The organism is Porphyromonas endodontalis ATCC 35406 (assembly GCF_000174815.1).
In the GTDB taxonomy this organism is placed as follows: domain Bacteria; phylum Bacteroidota; class Bacteroidia; order Bacteroidales; family Porphyromonadaceae; genus Porphyromonas; species Porphyromonas endodontalis.
On sequence record NZ_ACNN01000005.1, the window covers coordinates 78,644 to 103,355 of the forward strand.

The following is a 24,712-nucleotide window of genomic DNA, read 5'->3' on the forward strand; positions in this document are numbered from 1 at the left end:
ATGAAAGTAAAGATGTTACTTCTTCTGCCCTCTTTTATGGGGCTCATGCTCACAGGTTGTAGCGGTGGCAATGGTACAAAAGACCAGGATGCTATGCCGGCTATCGATCTCTCGGCACTAGACACGACGGTAAACCCAGCCGAAGATTTTTATCTCTTCGCCAATGGTGGTTGGATGAAAAACAACCCTCTCCCTCCTACTCATAGCCGTTATGGCTCATTTGATGTTCTCCGCGAACGCTCTATCGAGCAGATCCGCGACATCGTAGAAGAGCTTGCCGATAAGACGCAAAAAGAGGGTACTAATGAGTATCGCGTTGCCGTACTTTACAAGCAGGCAATGGACAGTACTACCCGTAATGAATTGGGTGCTACTCCTATCAAAAAAGACCTCGAAGAGATCGAAGCTATCGCTAATAAGCAAGACCTCCCCAAGATCTTTGGTAAATGGGAAGCAGAGGGACGTTCTGTATTCTTTGGCACTTATGTAGCTGCCGACGACATGAACAGCACAATGAACATCATGCACGTGTCTCAGCCCTCTCTCGCTCTTGGTAATAGAGAGTACTACCTATCTGCAGAGAATGCACAGATCTTAGAGGAATACAACAAGTACATCAATAAGGTACTTACTCTTGCCGGTTATAGCAAAGAAGATGCTGATCGTATTACCAAAAACAATGCAAAGATCTCTCGTGAACTAGCCCAAATGAGCTACTCGCAAGAGGAGTTGCGCGATAGCCGTGCCAACTATCACTTTGTTGCAGTTAAGGAGTTTGCCGCTTCTCATAAGGGCTTTGACTGGAACGCATATCTTGCCGAACGCAATCTTTCGAATCTCGAAAAGTGGGATGTAACCCAATACAACTACTTCGATAAATTTGACAAGTGGTTCCCCACGGCAGACCTCCGCGAGATTAAAGACTACCTTATTGCTTCTGAAGTGGATGGGGCTGCTAGCTACCTTAGTGACGACTTCTCTCTTGCCTCGTTTGAGTTCTACGGAAAGACTCTTAGCGGTAGCAAGGAGCAACACCCTCGCTGGCGTCGTTCTGTCAACTTGGTTAACGGCGTTCTCGGCGAAGCTCTCGGTGAGGTATACGTAAAGCGTCACTTCTCGCCCGAGTCTAAGGAAAAGATGGCTCAACTTGTTAAGAACCTCCAGGCCGCTCTCGGTGAGCGTATCGCTAGCCTTGATTGGATGAGCGATGCTACCAAGGCAAAAGCACAAGAAAAGCTCAATGCCTTTACCGTAAAGATTGGCTACCCCGATAAGTGGAGAGACTACTCAAAGCTCGCTATTAGTGCCGATAAGAGTTTCTACGAAAACCTCAAAGAGGTAACTCGTTTTGAGCAAGACTTCAATATGAGCGAGCTCGGCAAACCCGTAGATCGTGAGCGTTGGCTCATGAATCCTCAGGATGTAAATGCCTACTACATGCCTACAACCAACGAGATTTGCTTCCCTGCAGGTATCTTGCAACCGCCTTTCTTCAACCCCAATGCAGATGATGCAGTAAACTATGGTGCCATCGGGGTGGTAATCGGTCACGAGATGACACACGGATTTGATGATCAAGGCCGTAACTACGACAAGGACGGAAATATGAACGATTGGTGGACTTCGGAAGATGCTGCCAAGTTCCAAGCCGCTACCTCTAAGCTCGTGAATCAGTTCAACGCACTCACCGTAGTGGGTAACGTGAAGGCAAATGGTGCTCTTACTTTGGGCGAAAACATTGCCGACCAAGGTGGTCTTATCGTAGCACACCTTGCTCTACAAAAAGCTCTTGAGGGTAAAGAAGTTCCTACGATTGATGGATTTACTGCCGAACAACGCTTCTTTATCGGTTATGCACGCGTTTGGGGACAAAACATCACGGAGCAAGAGATGATCCGCCTTACCAATATAGACCCTCATAGCTTGGGTATGTATCGAGTAAATCAAACGCTCCGCAATATCGAAGCTTTCTTCAAGGCTTTCGGTATCAAAGAGGGTGACAAGATGTATCTTGCTCCCGAAGATCGCATACTCGTTTGGTAATATAGCATAGGAGAGAGAAGCTCTCTTCCGTAAATCTTTGTGTGTCCTAGCAGAGAAGACCTTTTCCCTCTGCTAGGGCACTTTTTTGCTCTCGAATGAGTATCTTTGTTCTCACCTATGGGACAGATGAATTGGCATACTCTTTTATCCGACAGACGCCTTGAGCGAGAGGTTTCTTCGCTTCCCTCCTTTCGCTCTCGGGTGCGCAACGAGTTTGAGCGAGACTACGACCGTATGGTCTTTTCCGCCCCTTTCCGGCGATTGCAAAACAAGGCACAGATATTTCCCCTCCCCGGTACTATATTTGTGCACAACCGATTAACGCACAGCTTAGAGGTAAGTTGTGTGGGTCGCTCTCTAGGGAATATCGTTACAAGTGGACTGCGAGAGCGTTACGAAGCATTGCCTTTTTATGATTCGGATATTGCCAACATCGTTTCGGCTGCTTGCCTTGCTCACGATATGGGCAATCCGCCCTTTGGTCATAGTGGGGAGCGTGCTATCTCTGCGTTTTTTCGTGAGGGAGCCGGAGCAGAATGGGAAGACGCTGTGCGTAGTGAAGGCGGTCGGTGGGAAGATTTTATCCGATTTGAGGGGAATGCCAATGCTTTCCGTTTACTTACTCACCGCTTTGAGGGGAGACGTCCCGGGGGCTTTGCTCTTACCTATAGTACCCTGGCTTCCATCGTAAAGTATCCCTATTCATCTCTCTCGGCAGGAGGTAAAAACAAGTTTGGTTACTTTGCTACCGAGGAGGAGACTTTTGCCGAGATTGCTCAGCATTTAGGCATTCTTCGCTTGCAAGATTCTCCCGAAGTTTATGCTCGTTATCCCTTGGTCTTTTTGGTGGAAGCTGCCGACGATATTTGTTATCAAATAATGGACTTGGAGGACGCCTATAAGCTACGGATCATTTCGTATGAGGAGGTTTCCCTTCTTTTTATGTCCTTTTTGGATACAGAGGAGCAAGATACTTCGCGAGAGGTATTGCACTCAATCGAAGATCGTAATGAGCGAGTGGCTTACCTCCGCTCTAGGGTTATTAATCACCTGACCGAGGCTTGTGGGAAAGCCTTTTTGGAGTACGAACCCGAGATTATGACAGGGGAGTTTCGTAGTCCTTTGGTTGCTGTAATCCCCGAGGCAGAAGCCTATAAAGCGGCAAGTCGTTACGCCTACAAACATATCTATACTGCGCAAGATGTAGTGGATGTAGAGCTGGCCGGTCATCGGGTCTTTTCCGAGATTATAGAGAGGATGATGCACGCCTTGATGCATCCCGATAATGCCTATTCGAGAACGTTTCTCAACCGCGTAAGTAGTCAGTACAACGTACACGAGAAGACAACGTACGGTAAGATCCAATGCACCCTAGACTATATATCGGGTATGACGGATCTCTACGCCTTAGATCTCTACCGCAAGATTACGGGGATGAACCTCCCCTTTGCTTGACGTTTCCCTCATCCTCTTCGGGATTTTTTGCTACCTCTCCGCTCTAAGTGTCCCGTTGTGGGCGCACGAGGAACTACGGATAGTAATAGTTTGAGAGAGAGTAGGAAAGGGGCAGAAGATAGGGGTAAGGTGGAAATCTCCGAGGAGAGAAGTTATCAACAATTAAGCAGTCGAGTCGCTTTTTATTCGTAGTTTTGCCCCTGCAAAAGAAGAGAACTATGGGAAAAATCATTGCACTAGCGAATCAAAAAGGGGGGGTAGGCAAGACTACAACAACCATCAATCTTGCAGCCTCTCTCGCTACCCTTGAGCAGAAGGTGCTTGTAGTGGATGCCGACCCTCAAGCAAATGCGACTTCGGGATTGGGCGTAGCTGTAGAGCAACAAGCAAAGACTATCTACGAGTGTTTGGTGATGGAGGCTTCCCCTCGGGAGGCTATAATCCCTACAGGTATAGAGATGCTCGATATTCTTCCCTCGCATGTAGACCTTGTGGGCGCAGAGATAGAGATGCTGGAGTTCGCCCAAAGAGAATCCGTGATGCGCAAGATGCTCACCCCTCTTGTAGATCAATATGATTACATACTCATAGATTGTTCTCCCTCCCTTGGGCTTATCACAGTCAATTCTCTTGTGGCAGCCCACTCAGTAATCATACCTGTACAGTGCGAGTATTTTGCACTCGAGGGTATTAGTAAGTTGCTGTCGACTATACGTATTATCAAGAGCAAACTCAATCCGGAGCTGGCGATTGAGGGCTTTTTGATGACCATGTACGATAGTCGCCTTCGCCTTGCCAATCAGATTTATAACGATGTGAAGCAGCACTTCGGGGATATGGTCTTTGAGACCGTAATCAACCGCAATGTGAAGCTTAGCGAAGCCCCTAGTCACGGAGTCCCCGTGATCCTTTACGATATCGAAAGCAAGGGGGCTGTGAACCACTTGCAGCTTGCCGAGGAGCTAATCCGACGGAATCCCAAGCGACGCAAATAGACTTCTGTTAAACGATCAATCACTATGAAAAGAGAAAATAGGCCCCTCGGACGAGGACTCGACAACCTACTTGGAGAGGCTTCGGGCACCTCGAGCATCAACGAAGTTAATATAGATAGTATACAACCCAACCCGGATCAACCTCGGCGAGCTTTCGACGAAGAGAGTTTGGCGGAGCTTGCTCTCTCTATTCAATCCATCGGGTTGGTGCAGCCTATTACGCTTAAGCAGCTCCAAGATGGTACTTATTTGATCATATCCGGGGAGCGGCGTTGGCGAGCTTGCAAACGGGCAGGTTTGTCTACTATCCCCGCCTACATCAAGACGGCAGACGATGAGCAAATTATGGAAATGGCACTCATCGAGAATATCCAACGTGAGGATCTCAACGCCATTGAAATAGCCCTTGCCTACCATCGTTTGCTCCAAAACTCTGATATGAAGCAGGAAGATCTTGCCAAGCGAGTAGGTAAGACGCGCTCTTCTATCAGTAATTATCTTCGTCTCCTCAGGCTCCCTGCCGAGATCCAATTGGGCCTGACAGAGAAGAAGATCGATATGGGGCATGCCCGTGCCATATTGGCTCTCCCTCGCTTGGAGGATCAGTTGTCGGTATACGCTACCACCATCAAGAAAAATCTGTCGGTACGCCAGATTGAGTATTTGATTAAGCGTATGATGAGAGAGTCGGAGCTGGTGCGTACGGGGCGCGAACCCCTACCAGACTTCTCTGTCCTCAATACACAGCTATCGAAGTTCTTTGGTAGTAAAGTAAAGATTACGGGCAATAAGTCGGGTAAGGGAAAGCTTACCATCGAATTTGCCAATGAGGCAGAACTCGCTCATATCATAGAGCGACTAGAGGAGCAACGTAAGTAGACTTTCCCCATGCGAGCTGCGGCATCTCCATCCCCTCTTCCCCAAAAAAGGGCTTCCCAGTGGAGCCTTCGCTTTTGCCGCCTTGTGGGGTGTGGTCTGTTGCTCGTAGGGCTTCTCGCCTTTACCCATAGAGAGGCTTTTGCCAAAGGGACTTCCTATACTTTAGACGAATTTACCCTCCTGCCTCTGCAGATCGATAGTGTACAAAAAGACACAATTACTCAAGTCGCAGAGTTTGCCCCCTCTGCTCCTTTGCTAGACACCCTACAGATGCTTCCCACTCCGGAGGCACCTCTTCGCCGTAACTTCCTTGCTACGAGTAGCCATTTTGCCCCCAATCCTACCTTTGCACTGCTCTATGCTCTTATCCCCGGAGGGGGACAGTTGTACAATCGTAAGTATTGGAAGATCCCTCTTGTGCTTGCCGCAGCTACCGCCTGTACCTATGCCGTTTCGTGGAATGCTCGTCTCTACAATGAGTACCACACGGCATACGTAGATTTCATGAACGAGAATCCTCTCGAAAAAGACTCTTGGAAGGGTTTTGTTCCTAATGGAGGAAACCCTGCAGATTATGTGGGAGATGGCAACATCCAGAGCCGTCTCAAAAAAGGTACCGAGCTATATCGACGCAATCGCGACTTGAGTATTATCGTGTCGGCAGCCGTGTATCTTCTCTCCATCATCGATGCTTATGTGGATGCTGAGTTATTTCTTTTCGACGTATCCCCTAACCTTTCGATGTCTCTTGCTCCCTCGCTGATCGCTCAGCCATGGGGCTCTACTTCGCCCTCGCCTACCGTGGCTCCGGGGCTTTCCTATAGATTATTGTTCTAATGACTTATAAAGAATTTTGCCACACCTATGGCCTCATCCTTATTGTCCCTTTTATAGGCATACTTAGTACGCTTGATCTCTCTGCTCAGCAACGCAAAGTACTATCCGGTTCTAGTGAGATCGTTACCCCTCCCAGCCTCGAGGCTGATGCCGATGCTCTTATTGCCAAATGGAACCAGGGCTACAGCACCAATCTCCCTGCTGATACAACCTGTGGTGCTATCCGTCGTAATGTACTACAGAAGACGTCCGAGATGCTCTATCGTGAGCGAATATTCCGTCTCCCTACGGCCATGAATATCCCTTTGAATCAGCAAGTGCGCAATGGTATAGAGATCTTTTTGACTCGTAAAAAGACGCTCATCTCTGCGATGCTCAGCTTGGGCGATTATTATTTCCCGACCATAGAGGCTATCCTCGATAAGTATAAACTACCTCTCGAACTCAAGTATCTCATTATTGTAGAGTCGGGGATGAACCCCACAGCCGTATCCCCTGCCGGAGCTGCCGGACTGTGGCAATTTATGGCACCTACCGCCAAAGCCTACGGATTAACCATTAATTCTCTGCTTGATGAACGGCTAGACCTCGAGAAGAGTACAGATGCTGCTGCCCGATACTTACGCGACTTATATCAGGTTTATCACGATTGGTTTATGGCGATGGCTGCCTACAATTGTGGCTTGGGCAACCTCAATAGAGCAGTTTACCGAGCCGGAGGGCGTACTGACTACTGGAGCGTTTACCCCTATTTGCCACGTGAGACGCAAGGCTATGTACCTCTATTTATCGGAGCATTTTATGCCATGCACTACCATGCAGACTACCAAATTTGCCCCAAAAATGTATCGCTTCCCCTGGCTACCGATACGCTGCTTATTCGCCATTCTCTCTCTATTCGTGAATTGTCCGAGGCGGCTGAGGTGTCCCAAAGTCTCTTCAAACTCCTCAATCCCCAGTACAAGCAAGGAACCGTTCCGGGGCATATCTCCCCTTGTTCTATACGCTTGCCCATGAAGGCAATTAACCGACTGGATAGACGATTGGAGGAGCTATACCAGAATGTAGAGAAGGTGCGACTTGGCAAGATGACATCTGCATCTGGAGAGCTTTTGGCAAGCAATGGAGAGGGTAAAGAGGGAGAAACAACAGAGGTTGATAAGCCTGTAGTAGCTTCCGCAAAGACGACTACTTATACCATACGTAAGGGAGATACCCTAGCCGGTATTGCTCAAAAGCATGGTATTACGATGGATCAGCTCATGCAAGCGAATAACATCAAAAATACCCGCTACAAGCTAGTGCCAGGGAATAAGCTCATCATCCCGGTTAAGGATGCAAGTCCCAAGGTGACGAAAACAAAAGCTACTCGCAAAACGAAAAAGAAGCCCCGTCGTCGCCGTCGTTAGTCCTATTCCCCCTGCTTAATCAATGAAAAGATTTTTTCATATCCTCCCCAAGAGAGTTCTCTATCCCTTGCTGGCTTTCCTAGTTCTTGGGATAGGTTACCTGTTTTGTACGAGCAGTAGTTCGCCCGCTCAGGGCTCTTATCCCGATTTGGAGGCCGCTCATCCTTCCATTATTTTTTCTGAGCACCTCTCTGTGACTCACTTGCCGGAGGCTCAGCATCGGGTGGCAATCCTCGATCCTACCCGTCAGGATACGGTGGCTAGATACCTATTGGTCCCCCGGCAGGATGTGGAAAAAGTATCTCCTCGCCCCAACGAGCGTATTATCCCCATCCCGGTTCGCCGTGTGGTGTGCCTTGGTCTCTCAACGATTGGCGCTCTAGAGGTGCTCAATGAGCGAGCTAGCATCGTAGGGATAGAGAGTGTAACAAAGCTCTATGACAATGACTTGAATGAACGCCTTAGGGCTGGAGCACTCGATACTTTGGGGAGAGGAAAAAATATCAATGCAAGAAAAATAAAAGAACTTGACCCGGATATTATCTTGTGGAGCCCCTTGCCGGGCTATCCAGGGGCCGCAGTTGCACCCGAAGAACTCGCGGATAGAGTAGTCCTTTCTTACGACATCTATGAGCGAACTCCTCTAGGGCGTGCCGAGTGGCTCAAGTTTATCGGGCTTTTGATGGGCAAAGCCAAGACGGCGGATAGTCTGTTTTCGGCCACAGCATCGCGCTATGAGTCTCTGCGCCTGATAGCTCAAGACCGTCCGGAACGCCCTCGCGTAGTCTTTGCGCAAAGGGTGGAGAACGGATGGCAAATACCCTATCCGGCCGGTTATGCGGATTATCTTTTGCATGATGCCAACAGCAAATTCGTCCCCCTCAAAGGCTCTATTGTCGGTCTTACACTCAGCTCTCAAGAGCTTCTTGGTCGCTATCGTGATGCCGAGTACTGGCTCTCGTGGGAAATACCGGGGATACAGACCTTGGAGCAATTTGGGGAGCTCGATCCTGAGATTCGGGGCATTCAGGCTTTTCGTAATGGGCAGGTGTACCTCAATACAAGGCTGGTAGACATACAGGGTGGCAACGAATATTGGGAGCAAGGGTGGTATCATCCCGATCTTATTTTGCAAGACCTTGTGTACATCTTACACCCCTCCTTGCAGGCACATGGAGCGGTGCATAACTATTGGATGCAACTGCAATAGCGCGAAAAAGGAGAGATGTTGAGGGCAATCAGTGGTGTGGAGAAGAGCCTTGTATGGCCCTTGCCTTTAGAGATTCTCTCAAGAAAATAGGGAGGAATTCTTGTGTATATCAAAACTATTTGTACCTTTGCAGCACCAATCGCGGAGGTGTGTCATAAAGAGACCGCAGCGAGGTTGGTTTAATATGGTGGTCGTAGCTCAGCTGGTAGAGCCCCGGATTGTGGTTCCGGTTGTCGTGGGTTCGAGCCCCATCGTCCACCCATAAGAGAAGAAGAAAGAGTCGGAATAGGGCGCAATATCCTCGTTCCGACTCTTGCTGTTTTACGATGATGGAGCAGGAAAAACAAGATCATTACGAGACCCTTGCAGAGCAAAACCAAGCGGAGTACTCCGTACAGAGAAGCCGATTTATAGCCCATGCTTACCCTATTCATTCGGTAGAAGAAGCTTTGGAGCTGGTTGCCTCTCTACGCAAAGAGTACTATAATGCTACGCATGTTTGCTGGGCTTATGCTGTGGGCGCCCTGCGAGAAGAGAATCGAATGAACGACGATGGCGAACCGTCTGGCACGGCAGGCCGCCCCATCTATGGGCAGATCTTGGCTCAGGATGTAAGCGATGTACTGGTGGCTGTGGTGCGTTACTTTGGTGGAGTAAAGCTCGGGACGGGAGGGCTTATAGATGCCTACAAAGAGAGTGCTCGCCTCGTGCTTATGGAGGCTCCTCGTCGGGAGGTAATTCTCTTGAGCCCTTTTACGCTCCGCTTTGCTCCTCATCTTACAGGTACCGTGATGCGCCTTGTCAAAACCATGGGCGCCGAGATACTAGAGCAAGGGTTTGCACAAGGGGAAAGCCTTTTGGAGTGCCGCATACGGCAGGGGCAACTGGAGATCTTACGTTCTGCCGCTGCTGCCATCTATGGACTCACCTGTACAGTTGAGGAGCCGAACTCATGAAGCACACGCTCTATCGCCCTATCCCCAGTCGCTTTATGCGGCGTATCAAAGACTATGGGTTACCTATTGCCATTCTTATAGGGATTCTCTTTTATCGTTGGCTCAGCCCTCTGAGTGTTGCCATTCCCTATATGATTGTCTGCATGCTCTTCTTTACGTTCCTAAAGTTGCGCCCTAGAGATCTTCATTTTTTACCCGTCCATGGGCTTCTCGTTATTCTGCAAATTGGCTTTGCTCTTGGCTCTTATTACCTCCTTCGCCCCTTCTTCCCCGAGAGTATAGCTCAGGGGGCTTTTAATTGTTTTCTATGCCCTGCTGCCTCTGCTTCGCCTGTGATTATTGGCATGCTTGGGGGCAATATTGCCGTAGGTACAGCCTATGTGCTGCTTACAAGTATCGGTATTGCCTTTGTGGGGCCTCTCCTTTTTAGCGTAGTGGGGGAGGGGAATGTCCCCTTTTGGGAGTCGGTACTGACGATTTTTGCGCACGTGCTCCCCATCGTCTTGACTCCGCTCCTTTTGGCTTGGGGGTTGCGCGCCCTAGTGCCCAAAGTGCACGCTCGTTTGACCGGCTTGTCCTCTGTTTCGTTTTGGGTTTGGGTGGTTGCCCTTGCCATTATTATAGCCAAGACAGTGCATTTTATGGCGGAGGAGCCTCGTTCCGAAATACCCTCTATGCTCCTGCTTATTTTGGTGGGACTTGTGGCTTGCCTAGTCCAATTCGCCTTGGGTAAGTGGCTCAGTAGGCGTTTCCTTAAGGAGAGTATTACGCTAGGGCAGAGCCTAGGACAAAAAAACTCAAGCTTGGCTATTTGGATGGCTCAGGTATATCTCAATCCTCTATCAAGTGTAGCAATGGCGGCCTATTCGATCTGGCAAAACCTGCTCAATAGCCTGCAATTGATGCGCGAAAGTAAACGACAATCTCGGTGTGCGAGAGAGCAAAAAATACAATAATATGGTATTAACGGATAAATGGTTCACCACCATCGCTAGCGACGATAGCGGTGCTGTAGTAATAATGAATGGGAGACTTGATCTCGAAGCCTTTCGTCTATCGGGGAAACTAAAGCATCGTATCGAGATACGACTTCCCTACGAAGCAGACGAAAGGGGGATGCCTACGCGTGAAGCGGAGCGTATCATAGCCCAAGTCGATGATCTATTGCGTCCCAAAATGGAGCGAGATAAATTGGCCATCCTAACGGGCAATCACCTCGGGGGTGGGGTTAAATACTGGGTCTACTATGCCCGCACCGATAGGGTTTTCTTCGAGCGACTCAACGAGGCACTTGAGCCGCTTCCTCTTCTCCCTCTAGAGTTCGACAACGAGCTGGATCCTGCATGGGACGAGTACTTAGATATGCTCTCGATGAATCCCGACGAGGGAGAGGATGAGGAAGATGAAGAGGGCGATCTCACAGAAGAATAAGAGTCTTTTATCCCATTTAATCGCTATTATAGAGTAGTCACTGCCCAAAAAATGCCTATCAGAAGGTATTGTGGAGAGTAGAAATCCGTGCTAATTTTGCAGCAGAGATTTAGTTAGATAGCGATTTGATTAAATCTTAGTTCGAGAGGGGGCTAGGATAGAGTATTTTACTTCTTCCTCCTTTGGAACGGCAGAGCGACCCCCAGAGTGGGGGAGCATTGGTTGAAGTGTTATCCTTACGAAGCCGGAGAGCCGGAGAGCTTTCGGAGCATCTTCTAGAAGGATTCCCTCTGTCTAAGAATTAGATTTTCTCTCTTTCAAATTTATTTCCTTAATTCGTTGCGTGCCGCCTTCCCTTCGTCTCTAGAAGAGGAGGCGGTACGTTTCTTTTGGGAGTGCTGCCTGGTTTTCTGAGAAAAACTGGGCAGCACTTTTTTTGTTTTAGACCTAAATCTCTAGAAGTTTAGTCCTAGAATTTTTTATTTCTTGGGCAGAGAATCCCCTACAAATCAGCTGAAAATAAAAAGCCCTTTTATTTGTATTATCAAAAAATGCCTATATTTGCGGAAGCTTTGCTTGAGAATTAAATACAACAATAGTATGAGAGGTGGAAATGTAATCTTTAAAATGAGTTCTTTGCTCACTCTCCTTTTGAGTGTTTCCTTTGATTTTAGTCTAACATCTTGTGGTGGAAAACTTCTGTGGTAGGAGATGTTGCCCCTGTAGGAACCGCTTAGAGAGCCTCTGTATCTGCAAAAGATACAGAAAGAAAGTTCGTAGATGTTGCGATCAAATTTTCTTCTCTTGGAAATCTTGTAGGTCGTTGGCATTTTGAGGAGGAGCGAACTGTATTTTGGTCTACATGGAATGAGAGTGTAGGATTTGTCTTTTGATCCTCAGGTGTTTAGTTCGTTTTGTGTCTCAGGTCTTCAAGATTCTAGAGTTGTACAGATTTCAATTCTTGTATGAGATCCTTAATTCAGATCGGATTATTACAGCGCTTACAGAAAAGACGTTTTTGTCTTCTCTCATAGACACTTCCTCGTGGACAATTGGATTCAAGTTGTGATATATTGTTTAATAATACTGTAAGTTTAAAGAAATGAAAAGAAGGTTTTTGAGGTTGATGCTACAAAGATGTAGTGCTATTCTTTTTCTCAATTTTGCTTTTGTCGCGTGTCAGTTAGATGACCCTAAGGAAGAGAATTGGGGGCAAGATCAAGACAAGGGAGAGATTATTTATTCTCGTCAAGGAAGTACTCCTATTATTCTGTGTAAAGATGTAAATGATCAGGATGAAATATTTTCACGCTCAAGTTCTCCCTATGCAACAAAACAATATATGGGGTTTGCGTATGACCCGGAAAGAGGGATTGTGGGCAACCATGAGTGTTTTAAAAGACCTGTTTTAGACATAAGTCGTTTTGCAGAAGAAAGTCCTCGTAGTTTTGAGCGTTTCCCATTAAATAGGCTTGTTGCTGAGTGCAACACATTTGCTAGTGATAATTCTTTTAGGTCTAGTATGGCTAAGAAATATTCCAACGTCTTTACTGCGGGAATTGATTTTAAGATCTTTAAAATAGGGTATGAGAGAACCTTTTCATCAGCTTTTAGTAGCACCTTTGATTTTAAGGAAAGACATGTGTATGCTGAATTGAATGTCCTTTGTCAAGAAGCTCGTTATACTCTAGAGCGATCGAAGGACTTGGATAACATTATTCAGAATAGATATCTATCGGATGCTTTTCGTAGTAATCTTTATAATACACCCTTTCAAAAGCTATTTCCCTCAACTGGGCGATATGGATCTTTGGTTGTCACGCAATACATCTTAGGAGGGAAGGCGAATTTCCTATATCAAGGTATGTCTAAGGAAGAGACAAATGAGACTAAATTAGAGTCTGAAATTAGAAACAAAATAGACGCCTCTTGTACTATTACAAAAGGTTCTTTTAGTATAACTCCTTCTGTAGGAAATAATAATGGAAATTCTAATTCTTCTAGTTCTTCTTCTACGGATTTCTTTGAGTCTTTAAGAGTTGTCTACGAAACGATTGGAGGGGCCTTCGCAATGGGGTTTAGTGCTCCTATGAAATTTGATAATTTGAAGGTGGATTTTGCGCCTTGGGTAAATAGCTTGAATGACAAGTCTACTCATGTACTTATTGATATCCCAAGAGGAGGGCTTACCCCCATTTCAGAGTTTGTCCAGGAAGAGAATTTTAGTAAGCGTATCGTATATGAGGCATACAACAAGAGTTTTAGTGAGCCCTATATGGAGATCCGACTTGGGAGAAATGACGAATTTGGGGGAGTGCCTCATGAGACCTCTCCTCAGTTCCCTTATAAATCGCCACGTCCCCTTGCGTTGATTTTACATACACGATATGGCGACGAAATCTCGTTACGTCCCATACACGTTAGCGATAATTCTTTTTGGCAGGCGCAATACAAAGGAGAGTATAACCGCAAGGTTAAGGAGATTGCTGACTATGCACGTAAGTATTACAATTTGGACATAAGAAAAACATTTTGCAGATCCATGCTGGAAGGCCCTGTATATTTGGCTTCTAAACGAAAATCCTCCTCTATTATAGATAACCTGATAGACCAAACTGTTCCCCTCTCACGAACGATCTCTATAGATTTGTTTGGACTTAAAGAGGGTAAACTTAAACGTTGCAAGCATCCTTATTATTATAATGAAGCTAAAGGACAGTTTATGCAGTATCTTTACTTTGTAGAGGGTGGTAAGCGTTATGCCTTTGCTATCTACGACCCCTATATCTTAGATACGTATGGGATTCGTGCCCTCTTTAATAGTGCCAAAGAAGAGCCTTTGAGTATCTACGATCTGAAGAATTTTAGGATTATCGGATTGTGAAAAGTATTGCCTAAAGAGGAGATTCCCTCTTTCGACTAGCTTGATTTCCCTGTAAGGGCTGGGGGATGCGTTACTCTCTTCGTACGCGTTCCTCAGCCTTTTTTCTTCTTCTCTTGAAGAGAAACCCAAGTGCTAAAGTCCTCCTTTCGGAGAACAATTTTATTTCAACGAACCCATTCAAGGGGGTATGCATTTCTTTTCTTATGTAGAGCGACACAGACATCAGTACCAAGCATTCTGCCAAACTAAAGAATACAAAACTCTTCACACCATTATACAGGGGAACACTGAGGAGGATTCTACACTTCGGGATAGTTTTGGCAATTTGGTTATGATCTCTCAAGGGCTTAACTCTTCGTTGAAAAATGAGTCCTACGAAATCAAGAAAGCTCATGTAGAATCCTATTACAATGCCTCTAAGTGGGGTTCAATTGAAAGCCTTAAATTGCTAGTGTTATATCGGGACTACCCAAACACGTGGACAAAGAAGGATATAGAAGATCATGGGAAGAAGATGTACGGGTTCCTTACTGAGGATTACCAACAAAAAGAAGACAATGATATGAACTCTGAGAAATAGAGGGGGCATGCCATGGAGGGAGTTTCTTTTGAAATACCTACATTTGCGGTAGACTCACTCATTGTAAGTGTCGTAACAGTATGAGAGACAGGATTATAACCACTAAAACGAGTTCTTTACTCACCCTCTTTTTGGGCATTTTCTTTGCCTTTAGTTTAACGTCGTGCGAGAGGTCAGTGCCTACGAGTTCTGATGTAACCCTCGTTGGCACTGCTTGGCAAGGAACTGTTGCTACAAAAGATACAAAAGGACAGCTCGTAGAGGTTTCGGTCAAGATCTCTTTCCATGGTAACTCTGTGGGGCACTGGCATTTTGAGGAGGATCCGGCTCCTTTTTTAGGAGCGTGGGATGAAGGAAAGATGTCACCTTTGCCTGAGTCTGATAGGTTTAGTACCTTCTCATACTTCAGGTTCTCTGAAAAGGTTTTAGAATTGCGCGGATTCCGAAATCTGTATGAGCCCCTTATTGCAGATTGGATGATTACAGAGCGCACGAAAAACAAGTTTTCTCTAACTTCGCGTGCTGCTTTGCCATCGAGGACGGTTTGGCTTAGGTTAAAACGCATTCCTTAGTAATGTCTTTAACATTAGAGGGATGAGGTGGTCGAAGTCTTGCTAGGCAGGATTAGCCTCATGTGATCGGTTCGTTTGGGAAATCTCCCTTATACATAAGTTGAGTACAATAGAATTTTGCTACAAATTATCATGGTATGGAAAAAAGAATTGCATCCTTTAAAGTGAGTTCTTTGCTCACCCTTTTCTTGAGTGTTTTCTTCGCCTTTAGTGTAACATCGTGTGGAGGAAATGATCCTGTAGACGATATTAACCTTGTCGGTACGGCGTGGAAAGGCTTTGTTTCTACAAAAAATGCAGATGGGAAGCTTGTAACAGCACGAGTAAATATCTCCTTCCTCAAAGAAAAAGGACGTTGGTACTTTGATGAAGATCCCACGCCTTTTGTCAGTGCATGGGAGAGAGAATACGTGAATATGTACGATAATCGGTTTACTGGTTTCTCCTATGAGAGGCAGGGACTTTCTCTTGTAAAACTTTATAGGTTTGACAGGGATTACGCCTTTTTGTATGGTTCTTGGATTATAACTAAGCTGACTAACAATGATTTTTCCCTTGTAGTTCGTGCAGAAGAAGGGTCACGAGCTGTTTGGTTAAAACTCTCTCGAATGCCTTCTACTCCCACTAAGTAAAGGTTCGTACTACGGGAAAGAGGGATATTTATTCGGTTGTGAAAAGTATTGCCTAGGGAGGAGATCCCCTCTCTCGGCTAAGCTGATTTCCCACTGAGGGCTGGGGAATGCGTTACTCTCTTTGTACGCATTCCTCAGCCTTTTTTCGTCTGCTCTTAAAGAGAATCCCAAGTGCTAAAGTCCTTCTTTTTAGGCTACTTTTTCCTGCAAAGAAAGGGGAGACAAATTGTCTTCTTAGCCTATTTCCACCTCTTGGCATAGTATTTGTATGAATTTCCGATGTCAAGGATGGGCTCGGCACTAGCGAGTGCATATAGAGCTAATCCCCAAGAAGAAATAAATAGAATAGTAACATAATAATCGTATTCGTATGAATATCAAACCGCTTGCAGATCGTGTAGTAGTGAAACCTGCTGATGCAGAACAGAAGTCCCAAGGTGGCATCATCATTCCCGATACCGCTAAAGAAAAGCCCCTCCGTGGTACTGTTGTAGCCGCTGGTAAGGGTACTAAGGATAACCCGATGGAATTAAAAGAGGGAGATGTAGTACTCTATGGAAAGTATGCCGGCACAGAAATCGAGCTTGAGGGTGATAAGTTTATCATCATGCGTGAGAGCGATGTTTTGGCTATCCTCTAAGAGTGATGCTTGGAGAGAAGAACTAACAATATCAAAGTAAGACAACCTAAATAGAATACATACAGCAACAACAAAAGCTATGGCTAAAGAGATATTATTTGATCAAGAAGCACGCGACCTCCTTAAAAAAGGAGTGGATCAGCTTGCTAATGCAGTGAAGGTAACCCTCGGTCCTAAGGGGCGTAATGTGATCCTTGGTAAGAGCTATGGTGCTCCCCATATCACCAAAGACGGGGTAAGCGTAGCAAAGGAAATCGAGCTTGAAGGTGCCTTCGAAAACATGGGTGCTCAGCTCGTGCGTGAGGTCGCATCTAAGACCAACGACGATGCCGGTGATGGTACCACTACGGCTACCGTTCTTGCCCAGAGCATTATCAATGTAGGGCTCAAGAATGTAACAGCCGGTGCCAATCCTATGGAGTTAAAGCGTGGTATTGACAAGGCTGTGGCTACCGTGGTTAAAAACATTGCCGCTCAGAGCGAAGCTGTAGGCGACGATCTTAAGAAGATTGAGCACGTGGCTAAGATCTCGGCTAATGGGGACGAAGAAATCGGTCGCCTTATTGCCGAAGCTATGGGCAAGGTAAAGAAAGAAGGAGTTATCACGGTAGAAGAAGCTAAGGGTACCGACACCGAAGTAAAGGTGGTAGAGGGTATGCAGTTCGACCGTGGTTATATCTCTCCCTACTTCGTAACCAATACGGAGAAGATGGAGTGCCAAATGGAGAACCCCTACATCCTCCTCTATGACAAGAAGATCTCAGTTATCAAGGATATTCTTCCTCTTCTCGAGAAGAGCCTACAAACAGGCCGTCCTCTTTTGATCATTGCAGAAGATATTGACAGCGAAGCTCTTGCCACTCTCGTAGTAAACCGCTTGCGTGGTGGGCTCAAGATCTGCGCCGTGAAGGCTCCCGGTTTTGGTGATCGCCGTAAGGCTATGTTGCAGGATATTGCCATCCTCACAGGGGCTACTGTGATTAGCGAAGAGACAGGTTTCTCTCTTGAAGCTGCTACAATTGAGATGCTTGGTCAGGCCGAAAAGGTAACGGTAGACAAGGATAATACTACTATTGTAAATGGTATGGGCGACAAGGGCGAACTAGAGGCTCGTGTAGCTCAGATCCGTGCTCAGATCGAAAATACCAAGAGCGATTACGATCGCGAAAAGCTCCAAGAGCGTTTGGCAAAACTTGCCGGCGGTGTAGCTGTTCTCTACGTGGGTGCTGCCAGCGAAGTAGAGATGAAGGAGAAGAAAGATCGTGTAGAAGATGCCCTCAGTGCCACTCGTGCCGCTATCGAAGAGGGTACCGTTCCCGGTGGTGGTACGGCTTACATTCGTGCCATTGATGCTCTCGAAAGCCTCAAGGGTGAGACAGACGATGAGACAACCGGTATTGAGATCGTAAAGCGCGCCATCGAAGAACCTCTTCGCCAAATCGTGGCTAATGCAGGTAAGGAAGGTGCCGTAGTAGTACAAAAGGTACGCGATGGTAAGGCCGACTTCGGTTACAATGCACGTCTTGATAAGTACGAAAATCTCGTTGCTTCCGGGGTAATCGACCCTGCTAAGGTGTCTCGTGTTGCTCTCGAAAATGCTGCTTCTATTGCCGGTATGTTCCTAACAACGGAATGCGTTGTAGCAGAGAAAAAAGACGATAAAGCAGATATGAATGCGGCTGCCGCTGCCGCTGCAATGGGCGGTGGTATGGGAGGTATGATGTAATCCTCCTAGAGGATCATCCGTAATCTTAAGTAGGGTGTTGTCTCGTGTGAGAGACAGCACCCTTTCTTATAATAGATACGCTTTGGACGAAAAGAATTACCTTTGTGTGTGATGAATATAGGAGATAAAATACCCGAGATATTGGGGCCGGATCAAGATGGTACCCTACTTAAGAGTAGCGACTTTTTAGGGTCGCCATGGATACTCTATTTTTACCCAAAAGATAATACCTCCGGCTGCACAGCCGAGGCTTGTTCGTTGCGCGATCACATTGAGGCTTTGGCCGAGAGAGGGTATCGTGTTGTGGGGGTAAGCAAAGATTCGCAGGCTTCCCACCAACGCTTCCGTAGCAAGTACGACCTGCCTTTCTTGCTGATTGCCGATGAGGAACATCGCCTGCAAGAGGAAATGGGCGTATGGGTGCCTAAGAAAATGTATGGCAAAGAGTACATGGGTACTCTGCGCTCTACTTTTGTGGTAGATGCCCAAGGGGTAATACGTTATATATTCAGTGGCAAAGAGGTGAATACCTCTAAGCACGCTGAGCAGATACTCAAAGTAATAGACAACTTATGAACGAAGAAGAAAAGCTCCCCGAGAGCACGACTCCCGATACAAAGTCTAATCCCACCAAAGAAAAGGTGGCTATAGACAAAAACAAACTAGCCGCCATACAGATGGCGATGGAGCGCATTGAGAAAACTTACGGGAAGGGCTCCATCATGAATATGGGAGAGAGAACTTCCGATAGTGTAGACGTGATCCCTACTGGGAGCCTTGCTCTAGACGTAGCCCTTGGCGTAGGCGGATACCCTCGTGGGCGCATTATCGAAATCTACGGTCCCGAATCTTCCGGTAAGACTACGCTTGCCATCCATGCCATTGCTGAGGCGCAGCGTATGGGCGGTTTGGCGGCTATCATCGATGCCGAGCACGCTTTCGACCCTACTTATGCCGAGCACTTGGGCGTGGATATTGAGCGTCTTTGGATCTCACAACCCGACAACGGTGAGCAGGCTCTAGAGATTGCCGAGCAGCTCATCCGCTCGTCTGCTGTGGATGTAGTGGTAGTGGACTCTGTGGCCGCTCTTACCCCCAAACAAGAGATTGAGGGCGAGATGGGCGATAAGAATATAGGCCTACAAGCTCGCCTTATGTCGCAGGCGTTGCGTAAGATGACTAGCGCGGTAAGCAAATCGAATGCCGTCTGCATCTTCATCAATCAATTACGTGAAAAGATAGGCGTTACCTACGGCAATCCGGAAACAACAACCGGGGGGAATGCCCTTAAGTTTTACGCCTCAGTGCGTCTTGATATTCGCCGTAAAACTCAGCTCAAAAATGGCGATGATGTCTATGGTAATGAGACGCGCGTAAAGGTGGTAAAGAACAAAGTTTCTCCTCCATTTAAGACCGCTGAGTTTGAAATTATCTTCGGAGAGGGTATCTCTTCGGAGAGTGAAATAATCAACCTGGGTACCGATTTTGGCATTCTTCAGAAGAGTGGTTCGTGGTACAGCTACGACGGCACCAAGTTGGGGCAAGGCAAGGATGCGGTACGTCGTATCTTGCAAGATAATCCGGAGCTTAGCAGCGAACTTCGTGAGAAGATTGGCGAGGCTCTGCGTCAGCAACGAGGGATTTAGTAACCAATCGCCCCGGGCAAAGCTTTGTGGAGAAGGTGACTATCGTTACCAGTCGCACTGAGTATGAGACGTTTGTTGCCGAGCAGGCAGAGACGGTTCCCTTATATTACCATCCTTGGTGGCTCGATGCCGTAACAGGTGGTGCGAAGGGGTGGCAGCCTTGGTGTGCCCTCTCCGATGATGGTCGAGTACTTGCCGTTTTCCCTTTATACACTCCCGTGCGAGGGGTGGCTCTATCTCCTCCCTACACGCAAGTAGGGGGGATTTACTTTTCTCCTGAGGGGGAGGGTGGCGAGGGGTCTCCCCAAAGTCAGCATGGAATCTTTGTGCAGAGACGCAAGATAACGATGGCGTTTGTGGAGGCTATGCCGCAATTCAAGTACTTCGAAGTTCCTTTTCCCACATCCTTTACAGACTGGTTGCCCTACTATTGGCAGGGGTATAGTTCTTTTGTTCGTTACTCGTATGCTAGAAGGTTGCCCGAGGACGAAAAGGCCCTTCTTGCGAGCGAAAATAGGGATATTCGGCATAAAATCTCGTTGGCAAAGCAACTGGGGTATCAATACCAAGAGGCCTCTACTCCCGAAGATTTACTGCGCCTCTCTTGTACGCTTTACCGCAAAAAGGGGCTTGCTCGTCACCTCCTCTCAACTCTAGAGCATACGGTGGATGTTGCAATGAGTCGTGGGCAAGGGCTTCTGTCTACCATCTATTCTAAGGAGGGCGATCTCCTTGCCGCCGGTTTTACTCCCTATGAGGGTTCCACCGGTTATCTCATAGCTTCCGCATCCGTTGGGGGCAAAGAGCACAAAGCGGCTCCTGCCTATTTGATTCACTCTACCATGCTTGCCTTGGCGCGTTGCCACCTGACCCATTTTGATTTTGAGGGCTCTATGTTGCAGGGCGTTGAGGCGGTATTCCGTTCTTTTTATGGGGAGCAATATCCCTTTTATCGGATAAGTAAAGGCTCCCTTTCCCTCGTGCAGAGATTGCGTTTAGCCTACCATTACAGACAGCTCCATGCGCACAGATAAAATTGCTCGCTATATTATCTCCTTTCTTTTGAGGGAAGAGGAGTTGCCGGGGAAGCTCACCAATGCGGTGGGTTATACAGCCAATCTTGTCGAGATGTCGCGCTATAAGGTGGTGATCATGCCCTCCGGATTCTTTGACGTAGGGGTGTATGGTACAGAGGCAGCAGATCCCAAACTTCCGCTTTTGGAGTGGGAGGGTATTCCTTTGCTCTTTGGTACCCCTTGCGTAACGAGGGCATATGCCGGAGGTCCTATTCTGATTCATGCCGATATTGTAGCCTCTACATATTACCTTGTCTCGCGCTACGAGGAGATGTACCGCCGTACGGAGCGCGACGCTTACGGGCGTTTTCCCGGAAAGAAAAGCCTCCCCTATCGAGCTGGTTTCTTGCATCGTCCTATTGTAGAAGAGTATGGAGAGCAACTTCGCTCTTTGCTGCAAAGTGCTTTTCGAGAGAGCGGTCAAGAGGAGTATTCTAAGATTGAAATGCCCTCTATCCCTCGTAAGTTTGCCCGAGTTCACCTTACGCACGATATTGATTGTCCGTACGAATACCATGGCGTGCGTAGCCTCTTTCGTGCTTATGTAAAGGAGCATAAGAGTCTATGGAATGCCTATCAATTGGCTTTTCGTTCCCTGCTAAGCGACCGTTATTTCACCTTCGATCGATTCTTGGAGTGGAATAGAGAGGTAGAGCGTAGGCTTCCAAAGGGGAAGTGCAAGACGCTGTTTTTCTACAAAACACCGAGCAAAGAACCCGAAGATCGTCCCAACTATCGTGTTACGCACGGTGCGGCTCGTCGGGTACATCTCTATGCCCGTAAATATGGAGTAGAGGAGGCTTTCCATATCCCTATGGAGGGATCTCTTCATCCCGAGCGCATTGAGCAGCAGTTGCATTTGCTGGAGCACGATCTCAAGAAGAGCATTACGCACGCTCGTTATCACTATTTGGCGGCTCGTGAGCCCGAGGATTTTTTTATACCTTCTCAATGCAGGAATACTAGACGACTACACGATGGGCTACCCCGATGTTGCGGGTTTCCGACTTGGTACTTGTCGTCCGATTCATTACATTATGCCCTCTACCGGTACCATTACCAACCTTGTATTGCATCCGCTTACGCTAATGGATTGTTCGCTAGACCGTACTAAATATATGGGACTAGGCGCACGCGATGCTCTAAAGTACAGTTATCAGTTGCTCATTGCAACGGCAAAATACAACGGAGAGCTTAATTTACTCTTCCATAATGACCTGCTAGCCAAAGAGGTACACCCCTATCACTCCCGACTTTATCGCGAGTTGTTGCGTATCATATTGCGCATAGAAGAGTGTAACGCAACGGAAGAAATGCCTCTAGAAGAGCTTATACCATGTCCCGACGTATTCTCGTACTAGCCGATCTCTATCCACCTCATTTTGCACCACGCGCCTTTTCCCTAGTGAGCTATTGGGTCTCTTTGGGGTGGCAAGTGGTGGTGGCTACTGAGGATATTAAGCAATGGAATAACTCAGGGCACGGCAAGGTGTTTGAGGGAATGGAGGATCTTTGTCCCACGTATCGCATCCCTTTGAGGAAGTCGTATAGCGTGTGGGAGTCTCTCGGAGAAGCTTTCTTCTCCACTAAAGAACGTGCCTTCAGGGAGGCTCTTGAGGGGCTACTTAAAATCAATGAGTTTGACTTGATTATCTCTTTTTCGTACCGCACTTTCCCTCATGGTACGGCTGCTCAACTTGCCAAAAAGTACCATATCCCTGTAGTGATGGATTCGCGAGATATTGTAGAGCAATACCCTCGTTACGAGTTTCTTCCCACCCACAAAGGGCAAAAATCGTTACCCAAAAAACTCTTCCTTTCTCTCCTAAAACGTCAGTATATCCGCCAGCGGAATAGGGCGTTTCGGTCGGCACAAAAGATTGTTACTGTCTCCCCTTGGCACCAACGAATCCTCCAAAAAGCCTCAAAAGGGGTACCTGTGGAGGTGCTCTATAATGGCTATGACCGCTCCCTCTTTTTCCCTCGGGAGCCGGAGAGAACACCTCGCTTTACCCTCCTTTTTACAGGGCGATTATTGACCCTTGCTCGCTCTAATCCGACTCCCCTTTTTGAGGCGTTGAGTAGTGCCGCTTTGCGCCCAATTATAGAAGAGGGGTTGCTAGAGGTGGCTTGGTATGTAGACGACCAGTCGCGAGATCTTATTGAGGGGTGTTTGAGTCGTTTCCCTAGCTTTGTCGCTTCTTTGCAGCGCATCCATAGTATGCAACCCTTTGTTAGAGTGCCTCAGTTGTTGCAGCAAAGTAGCATGGTGCTGATGTTTGGCACGCCCGAAACTCCGCATGGGGCACATGGTATTGTCTCTACAAAGATTTTCGAGGCACTTGCCATGGAAAAGCCTATCCTTATGATTATGAGCGATAAGGCAATTGGGGAGGAGATACTAAAGAGGGCACGAGGGGGCTGCCCTGCCGGCGAGGCTTCCGAAATAATTGAGTACATTTGTCGCTACTATGAGCAGTGGAAAACTTTGGGTTATACCCACACAGTAGAGCCTAATAGAGAGTATATTGCTACCTTTGCACGTGATGAGATTGCCGAGCATTACACGTCGATACTAGAAAACGAGCTGGCATCTTATCAGACATTATAGGAATAACGATGAACGAACAATCCGCACCTTCCCCGAAGTCTTCTCCCTTGCCGGAAGAGCCTACAGAGCCACGATCATACCGCCTGATTGCAGGGCCGTGCAGTGCAGAAAGCCGTGAGCAGCTTCTTGCTACGGCCGAGGGTTTGCAACCGCTCCGAATAGATCTCTTCAGAGCCGGCATCTGGAAACCCCGCACCAAACCGGGTGGATTTGAAGGGGTCGGAAGCGAAGGGTTTTCTTGGTTAGCAGAGATAAAAGAAAAATTTGGCTACCGCACTACCACCGAAGTTTGCACGTGTAAGCATGCCGAGGCAGCCCTAGAGGCTGGTGTGGATGTGCTATGGATTGGAGCGCGTACCTCTACCAACCCTCACTCGGTACAGGAGATTGCCGAAGTACTCCGAGGATCCAATACCCCCCTTATGATTAAGAACCCGATGTGTCCCGACTTGCAATTGTGGATCGGTACCATTGAGCGTTTTTGGCAAGTAGGTATTACGGACATTTCTGCCATCTTCAGAGGGTTCCCTCCTCCCCCTGCCATCAAGGTCGATTACCGCAACGCTCCCTATTGGGGCGTCGCCTTTGAGTTCCAAAACGAATTGCCCGATATCCCTCTTATCTGTGACCCGAGCCATATTGCGGGGCGCAGAGAAGCTATTCAGGCTGTGAGTCAAAAGGCGTTGGACTTGGGCTTCCAAGGCTTGATGGTTGAGAGCCATATCAACCCTGCCAGTGCTCGCACGGACGCTCACCAGCAGGTTACCCCTTCTGATCTTAAGGCGATAATAGATAATCTTGTAATAAGGAGCAAGACAAACCGTGTAGACGATATACGCCTCGTTTCTTACCGTGCCACTCTTGCCGAGATGGACAATCTCCTTATCTCCAATCTAGCGCAACGCATGGTCATTGCGACTCGTATTGGAGAGCTAAAGAAGCGTGCCGATATTCCCGTTTTGCAGGAGGCGCAATTTGAGGCCAACCTGGCAGAGTGTACCTCGTGGGCTGAGAGCTTGGGGCTTGATCCCTCCTTCGTAAAAAAACTTATGACCCTTATACATGAAGAGTCGGTGCGTATCCAGCACAACAACCGTAAGTAATCCCTATACAATTATACTAGAGAGCGC

At 47.4% G+C, this 24,712-nt stretch carries 22 protein-coding genes and 1 tRNA gene; all 23 read left to right on the top strand.

The window, feature by feature from the left end:
* The 23 genes from POREN0001_RS00460 to POREN0001_RS00570 all read left to right on the top strand — a co-directional run bounded on the left by POREN0001_RS00460 (nt 1) and on the right by POREN0001_RS00570 (nt 24,685).
* Complete coding sequence (locus POREN0001_RS00460) at nt 1-2,043, top strand: M13 family metallopeptidase (RefSeq protein WP_004332115.1); 2,043 nt, start codon at nt 1-3, stop codon at nt 2,041-2,043.
* Nucleotides 2,044-2,160: 117 nt separating this feature from the next.
* On the top strand, nt 2,161-3,498 hold the full coding sequence (gene dgt, locus POREN0001_RS00465; RefSeq protein ID WP_004332029.1) for a dGTP triphosphohydrolase: 1,338 nt from the start codon (nt 2,161-2,163) through the stop codon (nt 3,496-3,498).
* Between the two features lie 218 nt (nt 3,499-3,716).
* Nucleotides 3,717-4,493 carry a ParA family protein gene (locus POREN0001_RS00470; protein ID WP_004332106.1) on the top strand — a complete coding sequence of 259 codons (777 nt, stop codon included), beginning with the start codon at nt 3,717-3,719 and terminating at the stop codon, nt 4,491-4,493.
* Nucleotides 4,494-4,517: 24 nt separating this feature from the next.
* Nucleotides 4,518-5,372, top strand: coding sequence for a ParB/RepB/Spo0J family partition protein (locus POREN0001_RS00475; RefSeq protein WP_004332045.1), 855 nt, complete (start codon nt 4,518-4,520; stop codon nt 5,370-5,372).
* A gap of 9 nt (nt 5,373-5,381) precedes the next feature.
* Nucleotides 5,382-6,209, top strand: a complete 828-nt coding sequence (locus POREN0001_RS08920) for a DUF5683 domain-containing protein (protein WP_004332118.1) — start codon at nt 5,382-5,384, stop codon at nt 6,207-6,209.
* Nucleotides 6,209-7,618, top strand: a complete 1,410-nt coding sequence (locus tag POREN0001_RS00485) for a lytic transglycosylase domain-containing protein (protein WP_004332195.1) — start codon at nt 6,209-6,211, stop codon at nt 7,616-7,618. Before POREN0001_RS08920 ends, POREN0001_RS00485 begins: the two co-directional genes overlap by 1 nt.
* A 22-nt stretch (nt 7,619-7,640) precedes the next feature.
* Complete coding sequence (locus tag POREN0001_RS00490; protein WP_004332281.1) at nt 7,641-8,828, top strand: ABC transporter substrate-binding protein; 1,188 nt, start codon at nt 7,641-7,643, stop codon at nt 8,826-8,828.
* A gap of 187 nt (nt 8,829-9,015) precedes the next feature.
* Nucleotides 9,016-9,088, top strand: a tRNA-His gene (locus tag POREN0001_RS00495).
* A gap of 66 nt (nt 9,089-9,154) precedes the next feature.
* On the top strand, nt 9,155-9,784 hold the full coding sequence (locus POREN0001_RS00500; protein WP_004332048.1) for an IMPACT family protein: 630 nt from the start codon (nt 9,155-9,157) through the stop codon (nt 9,782-9,784).
* Nucleotides 9,781-10,740 (top strand): bile acid:sodium symporter family protein, encoded by a 960-nt coding sequence (locus POREN0001_RS00505; RefSeq protein ID WP_004332132.1) that lies wholly within the window; start codon nt 9,781-9,783, stop codon nt 10,738-10,740. Before POREN0001_RS00500 ends, POREN0001_RS00505 begins: the two co-directional genes overlap by 4 nt.
* A 1-nt stretch (nt 10,741) precedes the next feature.
* On the top strand, nt 10,742-11,215 hold the full coding sequence (locus tag POREN0001_RS00510) for a DUF695 domain-containing protein (protein WP_004332084.1): 474 nt from the start codon (nt 10,742-10,744) through the stop codon (nt 11,213-11,215).
* 1,102 nt (nt 11,216-12,317) lie between these two features.
* Entirely contained in the window at nt 12,318-14,099 is a 1,782-nt protein-coding gene (locus POREN0001_RS00515) for a BSAP5a family pore-forming toxin (RefSeq protein WP_083797810.1), read from the top strand.
* A gap of 187 nt (nt 14,100-14,286) precedes the next feature.
* The gene (locus POREN0001_RS00520; RefSeq protein ID WP_004332221.1) at nt 14,287-14,679 is read left to right on the top strand and encodes a GmrSD restriction endonuclease domain-containing protein; all 393 of its coding nucleotides are present in this window, start codon (nt 14,287-14,289) and stop codon (nt 14,677-14,679) included.
* Between the two features lie 709 nt (nt 14,680-15,388).
* Nucleotides 15,389-15,883, top strand: a complete 495-nt coding sequence (locus tag POREN0001_RS00530) for a hypothetical protein (protein ID WP_004332210.1) — start codon at nt 15,389-15,391, stop codon at nt 15,881-15,883.
* Between the two features lie 370 nt (nt 15,884-16,253).
* On the top strand, nt 16,254-16,523 hold the full coding sequence (locus tag POREN0001_RS00535) for a co-chaperone GroES (protein ID WP_004332194.1): 270 nt from the start codon (nt 16,254-16,256) through the stop codon (nt 16,521-16,523).
* Between the two features lie 79 nt (nt 16,524-16,602).
* Nucleotides 16,603-18,249 carry a chaperonin GroEL gene (gene groL / locus POREN0001_RS00540; RefSeq protein WP_004332101.1) on the top strand — a complete coding sequence of 549 codons (1,647 nt, stop codon included), beginning with the start codon at nt 16,603-16,605 and terminating at the stop codon, nt 18,247-18,249.
* A 111-nt stretch (nt 18,250-18,360) separates the two neighbouring features.
* Nucleotides 18,361-18,825 carry a peroxiredoxin gene (locus POREN0001_RS00545; RefSeq protein WP_040579883.1) on the top strand — a complete coding sequence of 155 codons (465 nt, stop codon included), beginning with the start codon at nt 18,361-18,363 and terminating at the stop codon, nt 18,823-18,825.
* Nucleotides 18,822-19,895: a recombinase RecA gene (recA, locus tag POREN0001_RS00550; protein ID WP_004332309.1), complete on the top strand. Its 1,074-nt coding sequence runs from the start codon at nt 18,822-18,824 to the stop codon at nt 19,893-19,895. The genes POREN0001_RS00545 and recA overlap by 4 nt, the downstream gene beginning before the upstream one ends.
* Nucleotides 19,896-19,930: 35 nt before the next feature.
* Nucleotides 19,931-20,929: a GNAT family N-acetyltransferase gene (locus POREN0001_RS00555; RefSeq protein WP_040579885.1), complete on the top strand. Its 999-nt coding sequence runs from the start codon at nt 19,931-19,933 to the stop codon at nt 20,927-20,929.
* Nucleotides 20,916-22,085, top strand: coding sequence for a DUF7033 domain-containing protein (locus POREN0001_RS00560; protein ID WP_004332131.1), 1,170 nt, complete (start codon nt 20,916-20,918; stop codon nt 22,083-22,085). The genes POREN0001_RS00555 and POREN0001_RS00560 overlap by 14 nt, the downstream gene beginning before the upstream one ends.
* 4 nt (nt 22,086-22,089) lie before the next feature.
* Complete coding sequence (locus POREN0001_RS08925) at nt 22,090-22,332, top strand: polysaccharide deacetylase family protein (protein WP_004332202.1); 243 nt, start codon at nt 22,090-22,092, stop codon at nt 22,330-22,332.
* Nucleotides 22,308-23,582: a glycosyltransferase gene (locus POREN0001_RS00565; protein WP_004332173.1), complete on the top strand. Its 1,275-nt coding sequence runs from the start codon at nt 22,308-22,310 to the stop codon at nt 23,580-23,582. The genes POREN0001_RS08925 and POREN0001_RS00565 overlap by 25 nt, the downstream gene beginning before the upstream one ends.
* Before the next feature lie 8 nt (nt 23,583-23,590).
* Nucleotides 23,591-24,685: a bifunctional 3-deoxy-7-phosphoheptulonate synthase/chorismate mutase type II gene (locus POREN0001_RS00570; RefSeq protein WP_004332203.1), complete on the top strand. Its 1,095-nt coding sequence runs from the start codon at nt 23,591-23,593 to the stop codon at nt 24,683-24,685.
* The last annotated feature ends 27 nt before the right edge of the window (nt 24,686-24,712 follow it).